This window comes from Nonomuraea sp. B19D2 (assembly GCF_040137845.1).
Taxonomy (GTDB): Bacteria; Actinomycetota; Actinomycetes; order Streptosporangiales; family Streptosporangiaceae; genus Nonomuraea.
Genome location: NZ_JBEFAK010000054.1, coordinates 1 through 18,292, shown reverse-complemented (window position 1 = coordinate 18,292; position 18,292 = coordinate 1). Strand labels below are relative to the sequence as shown.

General features: G+C 68.3%; 14 protein-coding genes and 1 pseudogene. 6 read left to right on the top strand and 9 right to left on the bottom strand.

The window, feature by feature from the left end; genetic code table 11:
- Nucleotides 1-377 precede the first annotated feature (377 nt).
- The 4 genes from ABN273_RS50530 to ABN273_RS50515 form a co-directional block, all read right to left on the bottom strand.
- A protein-coding gene (locus ABN273_RS50530) for an IS3 family transposase (RefSeq protein ID WP_349456839.1) occupies nucleotides 378-1,531 on the bottom strand; the annotation gives its coding sequence in 2 pieces (ribosomal slippage) (nucleotides 378-1,318 and nucleotides 1,318-1,531; 1,155 coding nt in all).
- 548 nt (nucleotides 1,532-2,079) lie between these two features.
- Nucleotides 2,080-3,153, bottom strand: coding sequence for a patatin-like phospholipase family protein (locus tag ABN273_RS50525; RefSeq protein WP_349456838.1), 1,074 nt, complete (start codon nucleotides 3,151-3,153; stop codon nucleotides 2,080-2,082).
- Complete coding sequence (locus ABN273_RS50520; RefSeq protein ID WP_349456837.1) at nucleotides 3,150-3,542, bottom strand: hypothetical protein; 393 nt, start codon at nucleotides 3,540-3,542, stop codon at nucleotides 3,150-3,152. Before ABN273_RS50520 ends, ABN273_RS50525 begins: the two co-directional genes overlap by 4 nt.
- Entirely contained in the window at nucleotides 3,536-4,129 is a 594-nt protein-coding gene (locus ABN273_RS50515) for a TIGR03086 family metal-binding protein (protein WP_349456836.1), read from the bottom strand. Before ABN273_RS50515 ends, ABN273_RS50520 begins: the two co-directional genes overlap by 7 nt.
- Nucleotides 4,130-4,231: 102 nt before the next feature.
- On the opposite strand from ABN273_RS50515, the gene ABN273_RS50510 reads away from it, so the two are divergent.
- On the top strand, nucleotides 4,232-4,837 hold the full coding sequence (locus tag ABN273_RS50510) for a TetR/AcrR family transcriptional regulator (RefSeq protein WP_349456835.1): 606 nt from the start codon (nucleotides 4,232-4,234) through the stop codon (nucleotides 4,835-4,837).
- Between the two features lie 884 nt (nucleotides 4,838-5,721).
- Here the strand turns inward: ABN273_RS50510 and ltrA are convergent.
- Nucleotides 5,722-6,984 (bottom strand): group II intron reverse transcriptase/maturase, encoded by a 1,263-nt coding sequence (gene ltrA / locus ABN273_RS50505; protein WP_349456834.1) that lies wholly within the window; start codon nucleotides 6,982-6,984, stop codon nucleotides 5,722-5,724.
- A gap of 681 nt (nucleotides 6,985-7,665) precedes the next feature.
- On the opposite strand from ltrA, the gene ABN273_RS50500 reads away from it, so the two are divergent.
- The gene (locus ABN273_RS50500; protein ID WP_349456833.1) at nucleotides 7,666-7,842 is read left to right on the top strand and encodes a hypothetical protein; all 177 of its coding nucleotides are present in this window, start codon (nucleotides 7,666-7,668) and stop codon (nucleotides 7,840-7,842) included.
- A 372-nt stretch (nucleotides 7,843-8,214) separates the two neighbouring features.
- Here the strand turns inward: ABN273_RS50500 and ABN273_RS50495 are convergent, their stop codons facing one another.
- A complete protein-coding gene (locus ABN273_RS50495; RefSeq protein WP_349456832.1) occupies nucleotides 8,215-8,607 on the bottom strand; it encodes a nuclear transport factor 2 family protein in 393 nt (130 codons plus the stop codon).
- 386 nt (nucleotides 8,608-8,993) lie between these two features.
- A complete protein-coding gene (locus ABN273_RS50490) occupies nucleotides 8,994-9,749 on the bottom strand; it encodes a DinB family protein (RefSeq protein WP_349456831.1) in 756 nt (251 codons plus the stop codon).
- A gap of 102 nt (nucleotides 9,750-9,851) precedes the next feature.
- Between ABN273_RS50490 and ABN273_RS50485 the strand changes: the two genes are divergently transcribed.
- Nucleotides 9,852-12,896 (top strand): Tn3 family transposase, encoded by a 3,045-nt coding sequence (locus ABN273_RS50485; protein ID WP_349456830.1) that lies wholly within the window; start codon nucleotides 9,852-9,854, stop codon nucleotides 12,894-12,896.
- Nucleotides 12,897-13,105: 209 nt separating this feature from the next.
- On the opposite strand, the gene ABN273_RS50480 is transcribed toward ABN273_RS50485, so the two are convergent.
- Together ABN273_RS50480 and ABN273_RS50475 are read right to left on the bottom strand one after the other, a co-directional pair.
- Nucleotides 13,106-13,759: a response regulator gene (locus ABN273_RS50480; RefSeq protein ID WP_349456828.1), complete on the bottom strand. Its 654-nt coding sequence runs from the start codon at nucleotides 13,757-13,759 to the stop codon at nucleotides 13,106-13,108.
- Nucleotides 13,747-14,877, bottom strand: a complete 1,131-nt coding sequence (locus tag ABN273_RS50475) for a sensor histidine kinase (protein WP_349456827.1) — start codon at nucleotides 14,875-14,877, stop codon at nucleotides 13,747-13,749. The genes ABN273_RS50480 and ABN273_RS50475 overlap by 13 nt, the downstream gene beginning before the upstream one ends.
- A gap of 131 nt (nucleotides 14,878-15,008) precedes the next feature.
- Between ABN273_RS50475 and ABN273_RS50470 the strand changes: the two are divergent.
- The 3 genes and pseudogenes from ABN273_RS50470 (at nucleotide 15,009) to ABN273_RS50460 (ending at nucleotide 17,886) form a co-directional block, all read left to right on the top strand.
- Nucleotides 15,009-15,386: pseudogene (locus ABN273_RS50470) on the top strand (DUF6069 family protein).
- Between the two features lie 164 nt (nucleotides 15,387-15,550).
- A complete protein-coding gene (locus ABN273_RS50465) occupies nucleotides 15,551-16,723 on the top strand; it encodes an alpha/beta hydrolase (protein WP_349456826.1) in 1,173 nt (390 codons plus the stop codon).
- A 221-nt stretch (nucleotides 16,724-16,944) separates the two neighbouring features.
- Entirely contained in the window at nucleotides 16,945-17,886 is a 942-nt protein-coding gene (locus tag ABN273_RS50460) for a tyrosine-type recombinase/integrase (protein WP_349456825.1), read from the top strand.
- Nucleotides 17,887-18,292: the final 406 nt, after the last annotated feature.

The window sequence follows — 18,292 nt, the reverse complement described above, 5'->3', positions numbered from 1 at the left end:
TGGCCCGACTGGCTCGGACGCCGCCCCATCCCCGCAACGCCAGGAGATCCAACGCATCGGGCGCGGCCACCGATGGACCATCACCGAGGACACTCACTAAGCCACAAGACAGAAGCGACAGCGACGCTCAGCGCACCCGTGCTGACCTGGGCAAAGTCCTTAGCGTTGTTCTCTGAGGAAATAGTCCCTGTACCCGGTCACCCCGTCCTCGTGATGGCCTGACCACGGGTACGAGAGGAGAGGCACGCTTCCGCTCGCGGGCCACAGCCGTGGAGCCGACCTCCTTCGTTCTTGGCGACTCCCACACCCAGTCCCTGAAACGGTCCCGGAAACCAAGTGGAGTTGCCCCGGTTCGGTAGACACATCAGGGCTTGCGACTACGCGGCAGCATAGTCGAGGTCTTGGGCGTTCTTGAGCGTGTGTCGACGTTCGTATTCGGCCGGGCTGAGCTGGCCGTTGGCGGAATGGCGGCGGCGTGGGTTGTAGAACCCTTCGATGTAGCTGAACAGGGCTCGTTCGGCCTCTGACCTGGTGCGGAAGGTGCGCCGGTCGATCAGCTCACACTCCAGCGAGGCGAAGAAGCTCTCAGTGATCGCGTTGTCGAAGCATGTCCCGGTGCGGCCCGTGGACGGGCGGACACCCGCCTGTTCACAGCGCTGGCCGAAGGCGATTGAGGTGTATTGGCTGCCCTTGTCGCTGTGATGAATCACCCCGGCCTCAGGGTGGCGCTGGTGCAGTGCCATCGCCAGGGCGTCGGTCACCAGTTCGGTGCGCATGTGTTCGGCCATCGCCCAGCCGACGATTCGGCGGGAGAACACGTCCAGCACCACTGCCAGGTAGACGAAGCCCTGCCAGGTGGGCACGTAGGTGATATCGGCGGTCCAGACCCGGTTCGGCTCGGCTGCGATGAACTGTCGTTTGACCAGATCGGAGGCGGCCGCAGCGCGCCCGTCCGCGATCGTGGTGCGGCAGCCTCTGCGCCTGCTCACCCCGGCCAGCCCAGCCCGGCGCATAAGCCGGGCCACCCGCTTGCGACCGACCCGGACCCCGTCGAGTTCACGCAGGTCGGCATGAATACGCGGCGCACCATAGATCTCGTCCGAGGACCGGTGATGCTCGCGGATCCGCTCCGTCAACTCGGCGTCGCGGCGGGCTCGAGCCGATGGGCCGCGCCGCTGGCGAACCGCCCAGGCGTAGTAGCCCTGGCGCGACACACCCAGCACCCGGGCCAGTAGGGAGACCTCGTGGTGGTCCTTCTCCGCATGAATCAGCCGGAACTTCATCTCGGCAGATCCGTCTCCCGCGCGAAGAAAACCGCGGCCTTGCGCAAGATCTCTTTCTCCTCACGCAGGATCTTGTTCTCGCGCCGCAGCCGGGCCAGCTCCTCCTTCTCGGCGCTGGTCAGGCCGTCTTGGCGGCGGCCGTCATCGAGGTCAGCCTGGCGCACCCAGGTACGGATCGATTGCGCGGACGGCTGGAACTCCTTGGCCAGCTCCTCCGGCGTCCGTCCCGCGCGCACCAGCTCCACCATCTGCCGGCGAAACTCCGGCGGATAGTTGTTCGGCACTGCAGACTCCTTCTTCCGGGGACCAGGGTTCCCCAGAGATCAGGTGTCCACCAAACCGGGCCAACTCCAAAGAGCACAACCAAGATCATTAATCCGGGTGTCAGTTTCCGAAGTCGCGTGCACGGATGTGCGGAGTGGTCTGCACGCCCGCAGCGGGCGTTCAGACTTTCCGTGGTGATGGCCGCTTGCCGCACCGCCGCCGGGCGAGACCAAGCCGCGGGTGGGCTCATCTCAGGTGATCTCGGCCAACTACCGCGGGCGATTCACGCCGCCTACAACGGAGCGCTCCTCACCTGGGGCCTGGCTGGCGATGGCAGTCCAGCCGAGCAAGTCCGCGACCAGCTGACGCTACTCCTCGGCCCATACCTCCAGCCCACGCGCCCAGGTCAGCCGGCCCCGTCATTATGACGAGCACCACTCCCGGCACCAGCCAGCCGAAGGCGGCCGGCCAGCGACCACACCGCAACGCCACAGCGACCCGGGCCCTGCACGTGCTGTGGGCGGCCAGCGCGTTAGGCGGGCTCGCGCAGTCCCTCGCCGGCACAGCCGGGTCCCTGCTCGTCGGCGAGATCGCCGGCGGTCAGCCGGCCGAGCGGGCGTAACAGACGGTCGACCGCCGCGCGCCCGGCTTCGAGCGCAGCCTTGAGCGGTTCGCCGTCGCGGGTGAGGCGACCGATGCGGGGGGTGCCGGGTCCGGGGCGTACGGACAGGACCGCCAGATCCGCCGGGGCCTGGCCGCCGACGGGCAGGCGGGACACCGGCGGAGCCGGCTGGTCGTACCGCGTGAGCACCGTGTCGTCGTGCAGCAAGCGGTGCGCGCGCGTGAGGTAACTCCGGTGCAGCGCCTTGGGATACCCCCGCAGAACGGTCGCGGCGATCAGTCGGGCTCCGTAGGACGGCCGCGCCCCGCGGTGGCGGGTGACCGTCCCGGGCGCGGCGGGACGTGACCGCAGGACCAGGACGTGGCTGGCGCCCTGCGCCAGGGCGGTGCGGTACGGGATGGACTCGGCGAGTCCCGCGTCGTAGTAGAACCGCCCGGCCAGCTCGACCGGCGGACCGGCGAGGAACGGCAGCGCAGCACTGGCCCGCAGCGCCAGCCGCAGTTCGACGGGACCGGTCAGATACGGGCGAAGATCGGTGGACCGCCCGGTGTGGACGTCGGTGGCCAGCGGGTGATACTCGACGGGATTGGCCAGGACGGCGTCGAAGTCCATCCGGACCACCTCGCAGTACAGGTGCTCGACCAGGTTGCGCACGTCGACCATCGGCAGGCCGCGCAGGAGGTTGGACGGACGGATCATCGCCTTGGCGTAGCCGGGTTCGGCCCAGCCGGTCAGGTGCTCGGGAGTGCCGCTGAGCAGCCAGGCCCCGGTGATGGCCCCTGCCGACGCTCCGTAGACCGCGTCGAAGGCGTGCGCCACCCCGCTCTCGTGCAGGGCCAGGGCCATGCCGGCGGAGATCGTGCCACGCATGCCGCCGCCCTCGATGGCCAGGGCCACCCGGTGGCCGTCCTGCCGCTGCCCGGGGCGGCTGCCGCGGCTGACCCGGTCGGCCAGGACGCGCAGCACCTCATGCCCGCCGGTCACGGTGTCTTGGTCTCTTCGGACAGGTAGGCCCGGGCCTTGGCCCAGATGCCGCGGTCGGACTGGGTGGTCATCCACGTGGTGGACCTGAGCCGGCCCCGCCCGCGGTAGCGCCGCACGATGGCGACGTGCTCCGGCCAGCCGACGAACCGGCGCAGGGCCTGCTCGTCCAGCCAGATCGACACCGAGCCGCACCTGCCGCGCAGCGGCTCCGTCCAGAGCCACATGCCGACCGCGCCGGGAAGTTCGGGCCAGGCCCGGCGCAGGGCGAGCCCGGCCCGGTAGACGCCGGGCAGGTCGCGCAGCCGGTCGGCTTGGAAGTCGGTGATGCTGACCAGCACCGACCCGGTGGTGCCGGCCGCCTCTCCAGGTGTCCAGCGGCTCGTCAGCATGGTGCCGCCCACGACGGGTCGCGGCCCAGCAGGCCGAGCAGCCGCTGGAAGTCAGGGGCGTCGTCGGGCACCGGAACCCTGGTGTCGAACGCGGCGCCTGGACCGCGGCTCTTCGGCGTGTCCGGCCACCGGGAGGCCATCGCCAGCGCGGACGCGACCAGCTCGGGGTCGGGCCGGTAGAAGGTGTCGATGCTCGTGGCGACGTCCCATCCGTGCACGAGGCAGTCGACCAGGTGCATGCTGATCGCGACCCGCCCGGGGAAGACGCCGAACTCGCCGATCTCGACCTGGCGGTCGTAGAAGTCAGGGGCAGCGAACGCCTTCGTGACCGCGGCCGCGGAGTCGTGGAAGGCGCCGAACGGGTCGTCGCCGTCCCGGACGGACCGCTGCGCCGGCGGGTCCGCGGCGGCGGCAAAGCCGTGGTTCTCGCCCACCATGTGCCGCAGCAGGTCGCCCAGGTTCCATTCCGTGCACGGCGTGGGCCGGTCGAGGTCCACGGCGGTGACCTGGGCGATCGCTCCTCCGGCGAGGTCCAGCGCGCGCCGATGCAGGTCCCGGAGGTCCACGGCTGGGAGTCCAGTCATCATCCACCCTTTCTAAGTACGAACGTTCGTGCCGAGAATAGGAGCGTGCTGAGTCAAAGGTCAAGCGGCTATCGTGAACCGAACGTTCGTGCAGGGAGGGTGGAGATGCCGGGAAGGCCGCGGGACGAACGGACACGCAGCGTGATCCTGCGCAGGGCGGCGGACATCGCCTCGCGGGACGGGCTGGAAGGGCTGTCGATCGGTCGGCTGGCGACGGACCTCGGCGTGAGCAAGAGCGGCCTGTTCGGTTACTTCGGCTCCAAGGAAGAGCTGCAGCTCGCCACGATCCGCGCCGCGACGGCCGTGTACGTCGAGGAGGTCGTCCAACCCGCGCTGACCGTGCCGCCGGGCCTGGGCAGGGTGCGCCGGCTGTGCGAGAACTGGCTGAGCTACTCGCAGCGGCGGGTCTTCCCGGGCGGCTGCTTCTTCTTCGCCGTCAACGCGGAGTTCGACGCCCGCCCGGGCCGGGTGCGGGACGCCGCCGCCGCGGCGAGCCTCGACTGGACCCGCTTCGTGGCGCGCGCCGTCGACGACGCCCGCCAGCTCGGCGAGCTCGCCGGCGACACGGATCCCGACCAGCTCGCGTTCGAGCTCATCGCGTTCATGGAGACGGCCAACGCCGTCTCCATGCTGCACGACGACCCGAACGCCTACGAGCGGGCCAGAACCGCCATCCGCCGGCGCCTCGACACCGCGAGCACGAACCGGTGAGGCCCGCGGGGCGGGTGCGGGCCGCCGTCGCGCGGCGCGGTCGCCCACGCCTGCCGCATGCATAGCGTGAGCGCGTGCCCGCCGAGCCCCGGCTGAAACCCCGCAGGACCTCATGCAGCACGACCTTCACCTACTGCACCTGTACCGGGCTTGGCGCCGCACTCCCACCGCCCGATCAGAATGGACACAAAGCGGGAGCCTGGTCAGCGACCAGCGCCACGGCGTCCCGGGCGCACCCGAGACCGACATGATCTCAGCGACATCCACCAACGGACCGTTCTGTTGGCCGATGCCTCCTACGCCCTGGTGATGTTGCTCGGCACGGACAACTACTACAGCAACTCCGATCAGGAAGCACTGCAGCGCCTGACCGAGGCGATGAACGCGCACAGCTATTCTGCGACAGCCCCCATAGATCCTGAACATCCTTGGGTTCAGCCCGAAGGCCCTTCAGTTCGCATGAACTCTGGGAGATCTCGGGTCCGTGTAACCAGCCCCAAAGCAGCCTTCTGCAATCACGCTCACGGATTGTGTTTCCAGGGGCCGTTCGAGCTTGTTTCATAAGCGAGGACGCATGAAACGCGATCAATGGCCGCACGCGTCCAGGGCGGACGCCGTTTCATAGGTCGGTGCAAACAGGGAGACGTTTGAAACGCTCCTATGAAACGCTTCCAGGGTGCGCAACGACGACTACCTCCACGTGGAGGCCCACGCCTGCCCGATGACATCGCTGACCCCGCTGGCGCCATTACTGAGGAGAACGGCGCCGACGGCCGTGAAGCGATCACTCTTACGCTGGTCGGGTAGCCGGGAGGGATCTCACCTCCCGGCTCCCACAGATCCGTACGTAAACCTCTCGGTTTATACGGCTCTTGTCACCCTGGTCACCAGACGGCGGGCATGGTGGTGATCCAGCGCCAGTGCGCGTACAGCCTCGGGTACTGCTTGGTGACCCTCAGCCACGCCTGGTGGGCCTTCTTCCTCGCCCGCAACCGTTTGTACTTCGAGCGGACCCAGCGCATCAGATAGGCGTTGATGCGCGTCAGGAGCCGATACAGCTTCGACCGGTAAAACCGACCGTAGTACCGCATCCAACCCGCCACGATCGGATTGATCGCCTTGGCGAGTTCTTGCTCAGTGAGATTGACCCGCTGGTGCAGCCGCCATCCACGGACGACGGCACCGAGCCTTTTGAGGGCGTCATTGCTGATCGCAGGCAGGAAGCTGAGAAACCGCCTCCCGTACTTGTCCTGCGCCTGCCTCGGCTGGAACGTGAACCCCAGGAACGTGAACGCGACATGTTCGTACGAGCCACGCCGTGATTGGTCCTTGCAGTACACGATCCGGGTCTTGTCGGGATGCAGTCGCAGCCCAACGTCCTCCATCCTGTTCCCAAGCGCTGCCAGAACCCTGCGGGCCTGATCCTCGCTGACGCAGTGCACCACCGCGTCGTCGGCATAACGCTCGAACTCGACCTCCGGATAGTGCCGCATCAGCCAGGTATCGAACGCGTAATGCATGAACAGGTTCGCCAGAACAGGTGAGACCGCCGACCCCTGGGGAGTCCCTCGGTCCCTCAACTGCACAGTGCCGTCGGGCAGTTGCAGCGGGGCTTGAAGCCATCGCTGGACATACAACTTCACCCATACGGCGTCGGTGTGAGTCTCCACGGCCTTGACGACGAGGTCCCACCGGACGCTGTCGAAGAACTTCTGGATGTCGAGGTCGATCACCCAATCCCGCTTCCAACAACGCTGCCGGCAGCGCTCCACCGCGTCCAGGGCCGATTTCCCGGGCCGGTAGCCGTAGGAGTCCTCATGGAAAACAGGATCCACGCGAATTCCCAGATGCCTGGCTACCACGGTCTGGGCAACCCGGTCGGCGACCGTGGGAATACCGAGCATTCTCATGCCGCCACCGTGCTGTTTCGGAATCTCCACCGCACGCACCGGAGGGGGAAAGTATGTCCCCGATGACATCCGATTCCAGATCTTGTACAGGTTTCCCTGAAGATCAGCCTCGAAGTCGTCGATGGACTGCCCGTCCACCCCCGGCGCACCCCTATTCGCCTTCACCTCACACCAGGACTCCCAGACCTCCCGCTTCGAGATATCGAACGGCTTGCCTTGCGCTTTCAGCTCGTCCACCCAGTTCCTCCCGGATATCCCGGTTGACCGACCGAACAACAGCCACGGATGACCCGGCCCCTTTGCTCCGCCCTCATTACAGGGGCATCGCCGCTACTACGAGCCGGTCCGCCGACGTGCCCCGCGACGGTACTCAAGGCCCTACAGGGCGCACCTGACTCGGGCACTCCCTCTCGCCACCCAGGAGGGTGATCAGTGTCGGGGCACGCCTTCTCACGTTCCACGCGGGAGCAGCAGACCGGACTCGCGTCGCCTCCATGCCGGGCACCGCCTGGCCAATAAACGGGCGCCCGCCAGACTTATCCCGGATCCGCTTCCACGCCCCAGTTTCGATGCCATCTGTAGATTTTCGACACGTCAGCAGCGATTCGCTTGCGCTCGCCTTTCCGGTCCCCACCTGACGCCTCGCAGGCGCCTTTTCCTCGATCGCTCACCACGACGGTCTTCAGCCAACGCAGCACGAGGCGGTTTGGAATCTCCCCCCGCAGGGCGACTCCGAAGGGCCATGACCTTCATCTCCCACGCAGCATTGCAATCAGAGATGTCTGCCTACATAACACTCCTCCTGCATTCGTGACACACGGAAGCGATCTTCTCGACCCCCATTGTTCTCCTGGCCAGCCCTACTCGTGAACACCCCACGGCAAAACCATCGGCGGCGCCGCCGTCACCGACGATGCCATGCTCTCCATCGCCCTGCACCTGCGCCAGCAGAACCTCAGCCTGCGCGACATCGCCGCCCGGCTCGTCATCACCAAGGGCAAGAAGAAAGGCCGACACCCCTCCCCGGCCACCGTCCTTCGCATGCTGCGCGAACACGACGAAGCCGCCGCAACCCCGGCGTCGACCATGGGCTGAGCGACCCGTTCTCGCCTCCTGCCATACCTGCCGCGATACGGGTCTATCCCTGTCGTTTCTGCTGGTCAGGTAAATGTGTTGGATGTTCGGCGGATACTACGGGGACCCCTAACGGTGGTCGGCGCCGTAATCGAGGACATTGGCACACGGCCGCAGAACGCGCTGCTTTGTGACGCGGAATACCCAATACCTGTCACATCCACCCTGGGAGGTCCTCTAGACGCGGTGCAGGTCAAGACGTTGGCGAACCGATGACCAGCACGGCCGAGATCTCTCCTGCCGCGCTCGCGGCCGGATGGTGAACCCCAGGACCGTGAACGACATGTGCTCGAGCGAGCCGCGCCGTCTGTCGTCCCGCGCGCGAGCGGGGGATCAAGCCCTGATCGCGGTGCCCTGAGCGGAGACGAGGCGCCAGGCGCCGTGGTCGTCGGCGGCGTAAACGTGGGTGTAGCGGCTTCCGGCGCTGAACGTGGCGCCGTCGGGGTTGGTGAAGTTCATGCCGGTACGCCCGACGACGATGCCCACTGTGCCGATGACCCGGACGATCGCCTCGTCCGGGAACGAGTGGATCTGCGGGAACCGGAGGGAGCCAGAGGCCACCAGGTCGAGCAGGATCCTCCTGTCGGCGACGGCCCCGTCCTCGACCCCGACCAGGACGAAGTCGTCCGCCAGCAGTTTCTCCAGAACGGCGAGATCGCTTGCCACCAGGGCATCGAAGAAGCTCTGGTCGTGCTTGAGGAGGGTGACCCGGTCCAAACTGCTCATGTTGCGACGGTAAACGTTGACGTCAGCGACAAGGTCAAGCCTGTGGGTTGGCGGGCACGTGCCTCCTCGCACGACGAGAGTCAGTTGGGGGGACGAAGATGCTGAGGGGCAGGCCGTCGGCCACCGGACGGAAGGAGCTCTTCACCGGGTGAATTCCGCGATGACCGGCAAGAGGCGCAGACCAAGTAACGGCGAAGGGGAAGTCCCCTGGTCGCGGCAGGTGTGCGTGCGAGGGTCACGGCTCGAACATCGAGGGATGAGGCCGGCGCGATAACGATCACTGGGCCGTTTCCGCAGGTCGGAACTGGCAGGGACGGGAGTCGAGGAGCCGGGAGTAGCAGCACGCAATGCGGCTGGAGGTCATTTCCGGCCGGGTCAGCGCCAGTTCAGGCACCGACCTCGAGCACGGCGAGGTCGCGCACCGCATAACGGTGATGCTCGGCCTCTTCCTCCAGCACCACCTTGAGGCAGTGGCGCACGACGTACTCCTGGTCGGGATACGGGTCCGCCGGCTTGCGGCCGCATACCCGATCGAGCTTGGCCTCGGTGAGCCCGTCGACGACACGCCGCATCGTGGCCATGCGGGCGAGCCGCGGCGCGAGCACCTCGTCGAGCGTCGGGGTGGCTTCGAGGGCGAGACCAAGCTTCGCCGTCGCGTCGGGCGGCATCCCGCCGCCGGGGAAGCCCAACGGGTGGTACGGCGCTTCCTCCTCCAGCACGGCATTGCCGAGCCAGGCATCGCCGGCGAACAGCAGGTGCCGTTGGGTCTCGACCAACGACCACTCGCCGTTGACCTGCTCGTGCAACTTGGCCTCGGGCAACAGCCTGGCGCGGTCGAGCGTCGCCGCCCACAGCGTCTCGATGGCATCCCAAGCAGCCCGGTAGTCGTCGGGGGACGCGGCGTCACGCGCCAGCACCCGCGTGGGGTGCTGCCGGTCGAGCTCGGCCTCGACGTAGGCGGTCACGTCGACGTCGTTGACGACGACACGCTCGAAGTCGCCACCGAGGTAGACGTCGCTCCCATAGCAGTCGACGATCTTCAGACCGCTGACCTCGCAATCGCGGATCTCCAGACCGGCAAGGTCGCACAGGTGGATGCGGGCACCACGGAGGCCTCCCTGTAGTCCCGGGGAAATTTCCAACGGATTTGTCTGACCTGCACTTATGTGGGCCTGTTCCGTTTGTTGATCACTTCCGCTACGGTTCGTACGGTCCCGACCCGGGTTGCGGTGTGGAGGTGGTCGATGTCGACCCGGATGTTCTCCGAGGACCAGTTGGAGCGGCTGCGCTCGTACCCCGACATCGGCCGTGACGATCTGATCCGGTACTTCACTCTGACACCCGCCGACGTCGCCTTCATCGATCCAGGCCGTGGCCGGGGTGCCAGTGATCGCCTTGGGCTTGCTGTCCAGCTCGCCACGTTGCCCTGGCTGGGGTTCGTGCCGGATGAAGTGACGGCGGCGCCGCCGGTGGCGGTGGCCCGGCTGGCCGAGCGGCTGGCCATAGATGCTGCTGTCCTCGCCGACTACGGGCACCGGGAGCAGACCCGCAGTGATCATCTGCGGCTGGTGGCTGGATATCTGGGCTGGAAGAGCGCCCCGGCCGGCAGTACGGCGATGAAGGACCTGGAGCAGTTCCTGCTGGACCGGGCGATGGAGCACGACTCGCCGACGTTGCTGTTCAACCTGGCCACCGAGTACCTGATGGCGGCCAAGATGATCCGGCCGGGCGTGACGACACTGGCCAGGATGGTGGCCACCGCCCGGACCAGCGCGACCGCGCTGACATGGGAGAAGGTGGCGCACCTGCTGACTGATCAGTTACGCGCGGATCTGGATCGGCTGCTGGTCTACGACGCGGGGCTGAAGATGACCCGGCTGGCGTGGCTGATCAAGGCGGCCACCGACGCCAGCGCGACGTCGGTGAAGACCGCCATCGACAAGCTGCTCTACCTGCGCAACATGGACGCCCACACCCTGGATGTGTCGGTGCTGGCGGCCGAGCGGCGCCGGTTTCTAGCCTCGGTGGGCCGCCGCTCGACCAACCAGGCGCTGGAGCGCCGGGAGGAGCAACGCCGCTATCCGATCTTGCTGACGGTGGTCACGCAGTCCGCGGTCGACCAGGTCGACGAGGTGGTGATGCTGTTCGACCAGGCCGTGTCCGCGCGGGAGTCGCGGGCCAAGTCCAAGACGGATGAGGCGCTGATCGAACGGGCCAAGGCGGGTGAGGCCCGTCAGCTGCTGCTGGATGTGATCTTGCCGGTTCTCGCCGATCCGTCCATCCCGGATGAGCAGATCGGCGGGCTGCTGCGCAACCAGATCGGGATGAGCAAGCTGCGCGAGGTCGTCTCCGAAGGCTGGAAGAAGCTGCCCCGCGATCATGGGCGGCTGTCGGCGCTGCACGCCTCCTACACCTACCTGCGTCAGTTCACCCCGCTGGTGCTGGCGGCGATCGACTTCCAGGGCGGGACCGGCACCGCGGAGTTGATGGAGGCGGTGGCCATCTTGAAGCGGCTGAACGAGAGCGGGGGCCGTAAGGTGCCCGAGGGCGCGCCGACCTCGTTCGTACCGACTCGCTACGCCGAGTATCTGGCCAAGGCGCGAAAAGACGGCGACGAGACGGCCTACCGTCACTATTGGGAGCTGTGCGTCGTGCTGGCGCTGCGCGACGGGCTGCGCTCGGGGGATGTGTTCGTGCCGGGCTCGCGCCGCTACGCCGACCCGGCCACCTACCTGTACACGCCCGAGCAGTGGGCGCCGCGGCGGGCCGATTTCTGCAAGCTGGTCCGCAAGCCGGCGGATGCGGCTGAGGCGATGGAACAGGGCAAGGAGGAGTTGCACGCCGCGCTGGCCCAGCTCGACCAGACGCTGGCCGAAGCGCTGCCGGACGACGCCGGCGCGGTCCGGCTGGATGAGGACGACAAGCTGGTGATCCCGCCGCTGTCGGCCGAGGATGTGCCGGGCGAGGCCGAGGAGCTGAGGGCGGAGCTGGCCGGGATGCTGCCGTTCGCGCCGATCGCCTCTCTGCTGATCGAGTTGGACGTGCGCACGAACTTTCTGGACTGCTTCACCCACGCCGGGGGCCGCAAGCAGGCCCGCTCGGTCGATCTCAAGCGCAACATCCTCAGCGTTTTGATCGCCAACGCCACAAATCTGGGGTTGTCCAGGATGAGCGAGGCCTGCGGCATTCCGTATGACGTGCTGCGCTGGACGCAGGAGTGGTACGTGCGGGAGGAGACGCTGCGTGAGGCCAACACGTGCCTGGTCAACCACCATCACGGGCTGGAGCTGTCGAAGGTGTTCGGCGGCGGCACCATGTCGAGCTCGGACGGGCAGAGGTTCCCGGTTCGGGGCAAGAGCACGACCGCCCGGGACATGACCATTTACGGCGGTCAGGTGCTGTCGTCCTACACGCACGTGTCCGACCAGCACTCCACCTTCGGAACCAAGATCATCGTCCCGAACGCGCGCGAAGCGCACTTCGTGCTGGACGACTTCCTGGGCAACGCCACCGATCTGCCCCTGTTCGAGCACGCGACCGATACTCATGGCGTCACGTTGATCAACTTTGCCCTGTTCGACCTGGTGGGCAAGCTGCTGTCCCCGCGCATCCGTGACCTCGGCAAGATCACCATGATCCGGGATGACACCCCCACCGAGGTTGTCAAGCGCTACCCGCACGCCGGGCCGCTGCTGGGGGCGCGCTGGAATGAAGACCTCATCGCCGAGTGCTGGCCTGACCTGCTGCGCATGGCCGGGTCGCTGAAGTACGGCCAGGCGACCGCCTCGCTGGTGGTGGGCAAGTGGTCGGCCGCCTCCCGGCAGAACACCCTGGCGGCGGCGTTGAAGGAGTGGGGCCTGCTGCGCCGTACGCTGCATGCGGCGAAGTATCTGTCGGACCCGGCCTATCGCAGGAAGATCGCCCGCCAGTTGAACAAGGGGGAGAGCCTGCACGCGCTGCGTCGCGACCTGCACTACGCGCACCAGGGTGCCGTCACCAAGCCCGCCCTGGCCGATCAGACGGATCAGGCGTGGTGTTTGACCGTTTTGACCAATGCTGTCATCACGTGGACCACGGAGTACTACTCGCTGGCGGTGCGGCAGCTACGCGCTGCCGGCCGGGAGGTGCCTGACGAGCTGCTGGCGCACATCTCCCCGGCGCACAGCGAGAACGTCAACTTCTTCGGCGTGATCACCGTGGATGTGGAGGCGGAGCTGGCCAAGCTGGACACCAGCGGCTGGCGGCCGCTGCGGCCCGCGCAACTACGTGAGCTGGGGCTGACGCCCTGACCGGTTCTGCGCCGCGTTCCCTGCAGGGAGATGGCGTAGGCGGTTGATCGCAGAGGTGGCCCGCGCCGGGCGCGGGCCACCCCTTGGTGCTTACCGCCCGGTCTGGGTGAGCGCGGGCCGCCTCGTCGGAGGGCATCCCCAGGCTCTCCAGGTAGTACAGCGCGTACGCGGAGATGAGCGATACCGGCGCTTGCTTCGCTCCAGGCTGGTCAGGTCAGACCCGCGTCGTGGGCAAGGATCGCGATCTGGGTGCGGTTGTCCATGCCGAGCTTGGTGAGGATGCTGGAGACGTGCGCCTTCACGGTCGTGATGCCCATGGCCAGGTCCGCGGCGATGTCGGCGTTGGTCTGGCCGCGCGCGATCGCCAGGGCTACCTCGTGCTCGCGAGGGGTGAGGGCGGCCAGCGCGGCACGTGCCCGCTCATAGGCGCCGACCTGCGCGACGGTGCGCTCCATCAACCGCCGGGTGATGCGCGGGGACAGGATCGGATCGCCCGCGGCGACCCGGGTGACCGCCTCCACGATCCGCGGCGGCGGGGTGTCCTTCAGGAGGAACCCGGCAGCGCCCGCGCGCAGGGCGTGCAGGACGTTCTCGTCGGTGTCGAACGTGGTCAGCACGATCACCTCAGGCGGGCGGGCACGGGCGCGCAGCCGGCGGGTGGCGGTGATGCCGTCCACACGCGGCATCCGCAGGTCCATCAGGACGACGTCGGGGGCGTGGGAGTCGGTGGCGGTGATCGCCTCCTGGCCGTCGGCCGCCTCGCCGACGACCGTGATGCCGGCAGCGCCGTCCAGCATCATGAACAGCCCTGCGCGGACCAGGGCATCGTCGTCGACCAGTAACACGCGGATCACGCGGGCCATGGTAGCCGGGCCTGGAGCCGGAACTCTCCATCAGCGTTGTGGTGATCCAGTTGCCCGCCAGCCAGCCGCACCCGCTCGGTGAGCCCGACCAGGCCGAGGCCGCTGCCGGGCGCGAGTGGGGCGGTGCCCGCCGGGGCCAGCGGGTTGCGGATGTCGATCAGCAGCGGCGTGCCGGGAGCGCCGCGCAGCAGCACGTCCACCGGCCGGCCGGGGGCGTGTTTGCGGGCGTTGGTGAGCCCCTCCTGGACGACGCGGTAGGCGGTCCGGGACGCGGCCTGCGGCACGGTGCCGTCGTCAGTGACCTCTTCGCGGAGCCGCACCTCCTGGCCGGCCTCCCGTGCGTCGGCGATCAGGCCGGGCAGGTCGGCCAGCACCAGCTGGGGTTCCAGCTCGTCCAGCTGGTCGTCCTGTTCACGCAGCAGGCTGATCACCTGGCGGAGCTCCTCCAGCGCCTGGTGGACCCCGGTGCGGATCACCCCGGCGGCCCGGGCGAGCTGCTCGGGGGAGGAGTCCGGGCGGTATTCCAGTGCCCCGGCGTGGGTGGCCACCAGGGACAGGCGGTGGGCCAGCACGTCGTGCATCTCCCCGGCGAGCCGGCGGCGTTCGGCCATGCGGGCCTCGGCAACCCGCCTGCCCTGCTCGGCCTCGGCGCGGTCGGCACGCTCGTGCAGGGAGAAGAGCAGGGCGCGGCGGGAGCGGGCCAGCGCGCCCCAGCCGAGCAGCGCGCCGTAGGAGGCGCAGATCAGCAGTAACCACCATTGCTGGGAGATGCCGGAGTTCGGCCGCCACAGCCCCTGGACCACGTGGGCCGCGACGCCCCCGGCCGCCACCGCCGCCGCGACGGGGAAGCGCCTGCGCTGGGCCACCTGCAGCGCCCCCATCGTCGCCGCCGCAGTGGCCACGGGAGAAAGGGTGGCCAGGAGGGTGGCGGCCAGTGCCCCCGAGGCCGGCCACCACAGCTGGGCGAGCGCCGCGACCAGGCTCACCGCCGCGACGACGACGTCCAGCCCCCACATGGGCCCGTCGGCCAGGCTCCACAGCGTAAGGGCGCTCAGGCCGCCTATCCCGAGGACCACGCTGGCCACCGCGATCGGGTGCGAGGGTCGGATCTTGCTCACCGGGTCAGGGTAAACGCCGGTTCGCAGGCGCCATCACCTACCAAAGTAGGACCCGTACCCCACCAGGGGAGAACACAGAGCGACCACGCGCCCGATGTGGCGGATCGGGCGACCGGGCGAAGCTGACCGGCATGAACACCTCAGCCAAGCGAATCCTCCTCACCGTCGTCGGCGCCCCCGCGGCCGCCCTGGCCGTCTGGGCCCTGGCCGTGCCGGTCGCCGGAACCACTCTGACCGTGCGCATGGGCGCCGGGACGCAGCAGATCGAACCGGGATTGGTCCTAGTGGTGAGCCTGGTGGTCGGGCTGGCGGGCTGGGCGCTGCTGGCCGTCCTGGAGCGGTTCGCGTCCCGGCCCGGCCGGATCTAGACGATCATCGCCCTGGCCGTGTGCGCGCTGTCGCTCCTCGGCCCACTCGGCAGCGCGGTCGGCGCCGCCGCGACGCTTGTGCTGATCCTGCTACACCTGGTCGTCGGTGCCGTCATCGTCCTGGGGCTGGCGCGACGATGAACCTGCCCTACAGATCCCTGATCACTTTGGCCCTCATCGCGATCAAGCTTGGCTAACAGGCCTTGCGCTGGTGGGCCTTCCGCGGCCGGGCCGAGGTCCCCGGCTCCTTCTGGCCACACCTGGGCGGTCACGCCCCGGTGTCAAATTCGATCTTCGGAGGTTCTGTGCCCTTCGGGTATCTGTTCACTGTGGCGCTCGTCGCGATCGGCACGCTGTTCGCGCTACGACCGCTGCCGTTCTCACGCCCGCTCGGCCGCCCGAGCTACTACTTCGGCCTGGCCGCCAACGAACTGCCGTTCGCGGCCTTCTTCTGGATGCTGCTGCTTCCGACAGCGCTGGCGTTCGCCGACGGTGACATCGACTCGGCGGGCGGCTGGGCGGTCGTCGCCTTGGCCGCCGTGACCGCGATCGGGCTCGCGGTCATCGCCTACCGCGCGCTGGGCGAGCGGGCCAGGATCGAGCGCGCGATGGACCTCGGGCTGGGCGCGGGGTGGCGCGCCGCCATCGACGCCGACCTCAGAGTTGGGCTGCGGCGCCGTCCCCCGTGGGCCCGCATCCTGCTCCTGCCCATCTTCCGGCGCCGCCTGGACGTCCGGCGCGTGGCCAACCTCCCCTACAGCGACACGGGCCGCCGCAACCTGCTCGACCTCTACCACCACCGCTCGCGCCCCGCCGGCGGGCCCGTGATGGTCCACCTGCACGGCGGCGGCTACTCCGGCGGCCACAAGAACAGCCAGTCACTTCCTCTCCTCTACCACCTCGCCGGCCAGGGATGGGTGTGCATCAGCGCCAACTACCGGCTACGGCCGCAGGCCCAGCATCCGGACCACCTGATCGACCTCAAGAAGATCATCGCCTGGGTACGCACGCACGCCTACGAGTACGGCGCCGACCCTTCGACACTGTTCGTCGCGGGCAGTTCGGCGGGCGGGCACATGGCGGCACTGGCCGCGCTCACCCAGAACGACCCCGCCTTCCAACCGGGCTTCGAGGACGCCGACACCTCCGTGACCGGCGCCATCTACCTGAACGGCTGGTACGGCACCTACTTCGGCCTGGGCCCCGAGTCCTCGCCGCTGGCCCACAACAGACCAGACGCACCGCCGTTTTTCGTGGCCCACGGCGATCTGGACCCGCTGGTGCCTGCAGCCGATGCCCGGCACTTCGCCGACCGGCTACGCCACACCTCGGCCAACCCCGTCGTCTACGCCGAGCTGCGCGGCGGGAACCACGCCTTCGACCTGTACCACTCGGTCCGCTTCGAGGCCGTCATCGATGCGGTCGAGGGCTTCACCGCCTGGGTGAGATCACGGGAAGGAAGAGCCCTAGCCGGCTAACCGGCACATCCGCTCATGGCACTTCCATCGGATGCTCGTCGTCCGCCGTGATCCCGGCGACTCATCCGCTCATGTACGGGATAACTATCTATTATCACGTACATGAGCGATCACGGCGGCACGGCGACCAGGGCAACCCTCTGCCGGGGCGGTGCGCGACTCCGGCACGTTATCCGGTACATCGCCCAGGCCGGCGCAGCGACCGCCGCCCAGCGGCCGGCATGAGCGCCGTGCCGAAGGTCACCGCCCTTCGCGGTGAAGGCGTCAGCCTCGCCGCGGCCGCCGACGCCTTCCTGGCCACGCCGCGCACCGCCAACCCGAACACCCACCGCGCCTACGCCTCGGCCATCGACCGCGTCACCGCGCTGCTCGGCCGCGATCGTCCGCTCGCCGAGATCACCGGCGACGAGATCGGCGCCGCGCTGGCCGAGCTTTGGGGGGCGAGCGCGCCGGCGACCTGGAACCGCAACCGCGCCGCCATCACCTCCTGGCTCGCCTGGTGCCAGACCAAAAGGCACTGGGCCGCGCCGTCGGTCCCGGCCGACGCCGAACGCCGCAAGGAGAGCGCCGACGAGACCCGCACGGTCGCCAAGACCACCATCCACCGGCTGCTGTCCCGCCGCGACATCCCGCTGCGGGAGAAGACGCTGTGGCGGATGCTGTACGAGACCGCGGCCAGAGCCGCCGAAATCCTCGCTCTGAACGTCGAGGACTTGGACCTGGAGCACCGCCGCGCCCCCGTCCGGTCCAAGGGCGGCGCCACCGAGTGGGTGTATTGGGACAGTGGCACCGCCCACCTGCTGCCCCGGCTACTGCGTCTACCGGACGGCAGCACGCGCACGCACGGTCCACTGTTCCTGTCCGAGCGGCGCCCGGTTCCCGCTCGCCGTCCGGCGGCCGGCGACATCTGCCCGCACACCGGGCGCGCCCGCCTCGGCTACGACCGCGCCCGCGTCCTGCTGGACAAGTACGCCGGGCTCGACCTGCACCAGCTGCGCCACAGCGCCGCCACCCACCTCGGCGAGGCCGAGGTGCCGCTGCAGCTCATCATGGGCAAGACCCGGCACAAGAACCCCCGCACCGCCATGCGCTACGTCAAACCCGGTGCCGAAGCCATCGCCAAGGTCACCGAGGTCCTGGCGCCCCGCCGCCGTACCCATTGATCAACTGAGTGGCGGCTCGCCGGAGCTATAGGAGTTCCGGGCCGTCACTGAACGGCAAGCGACCAGTGGTGCCATCGTCGCCTGCGCGAGCAGATCAAGCAGCCCCAGCGAGAACGTGGATTGCCGATCTCGGAGATGGCGACATCAGTGCAGGTCAGGCAAATCCGTTGGAAATTTCCCCGAGACTACAGGGAGGCCACGGAACTGGTCGCTCTGGGCGTACTCAGCAGCCATTGAGGCAGTATTCCGCACCCGTCCCGCCCGTGCCACGTTTGGCAACTGGACCGTCCCGGGAATCTTGGAGGCTACGATTCCTGCGAACTTGCGAATGACGTAGCAGATTCCTGCGCCTTATAGAAGGCGCCTTCATACTCCTTCGGTGGAATATTACCGCAGAACGAGTGGA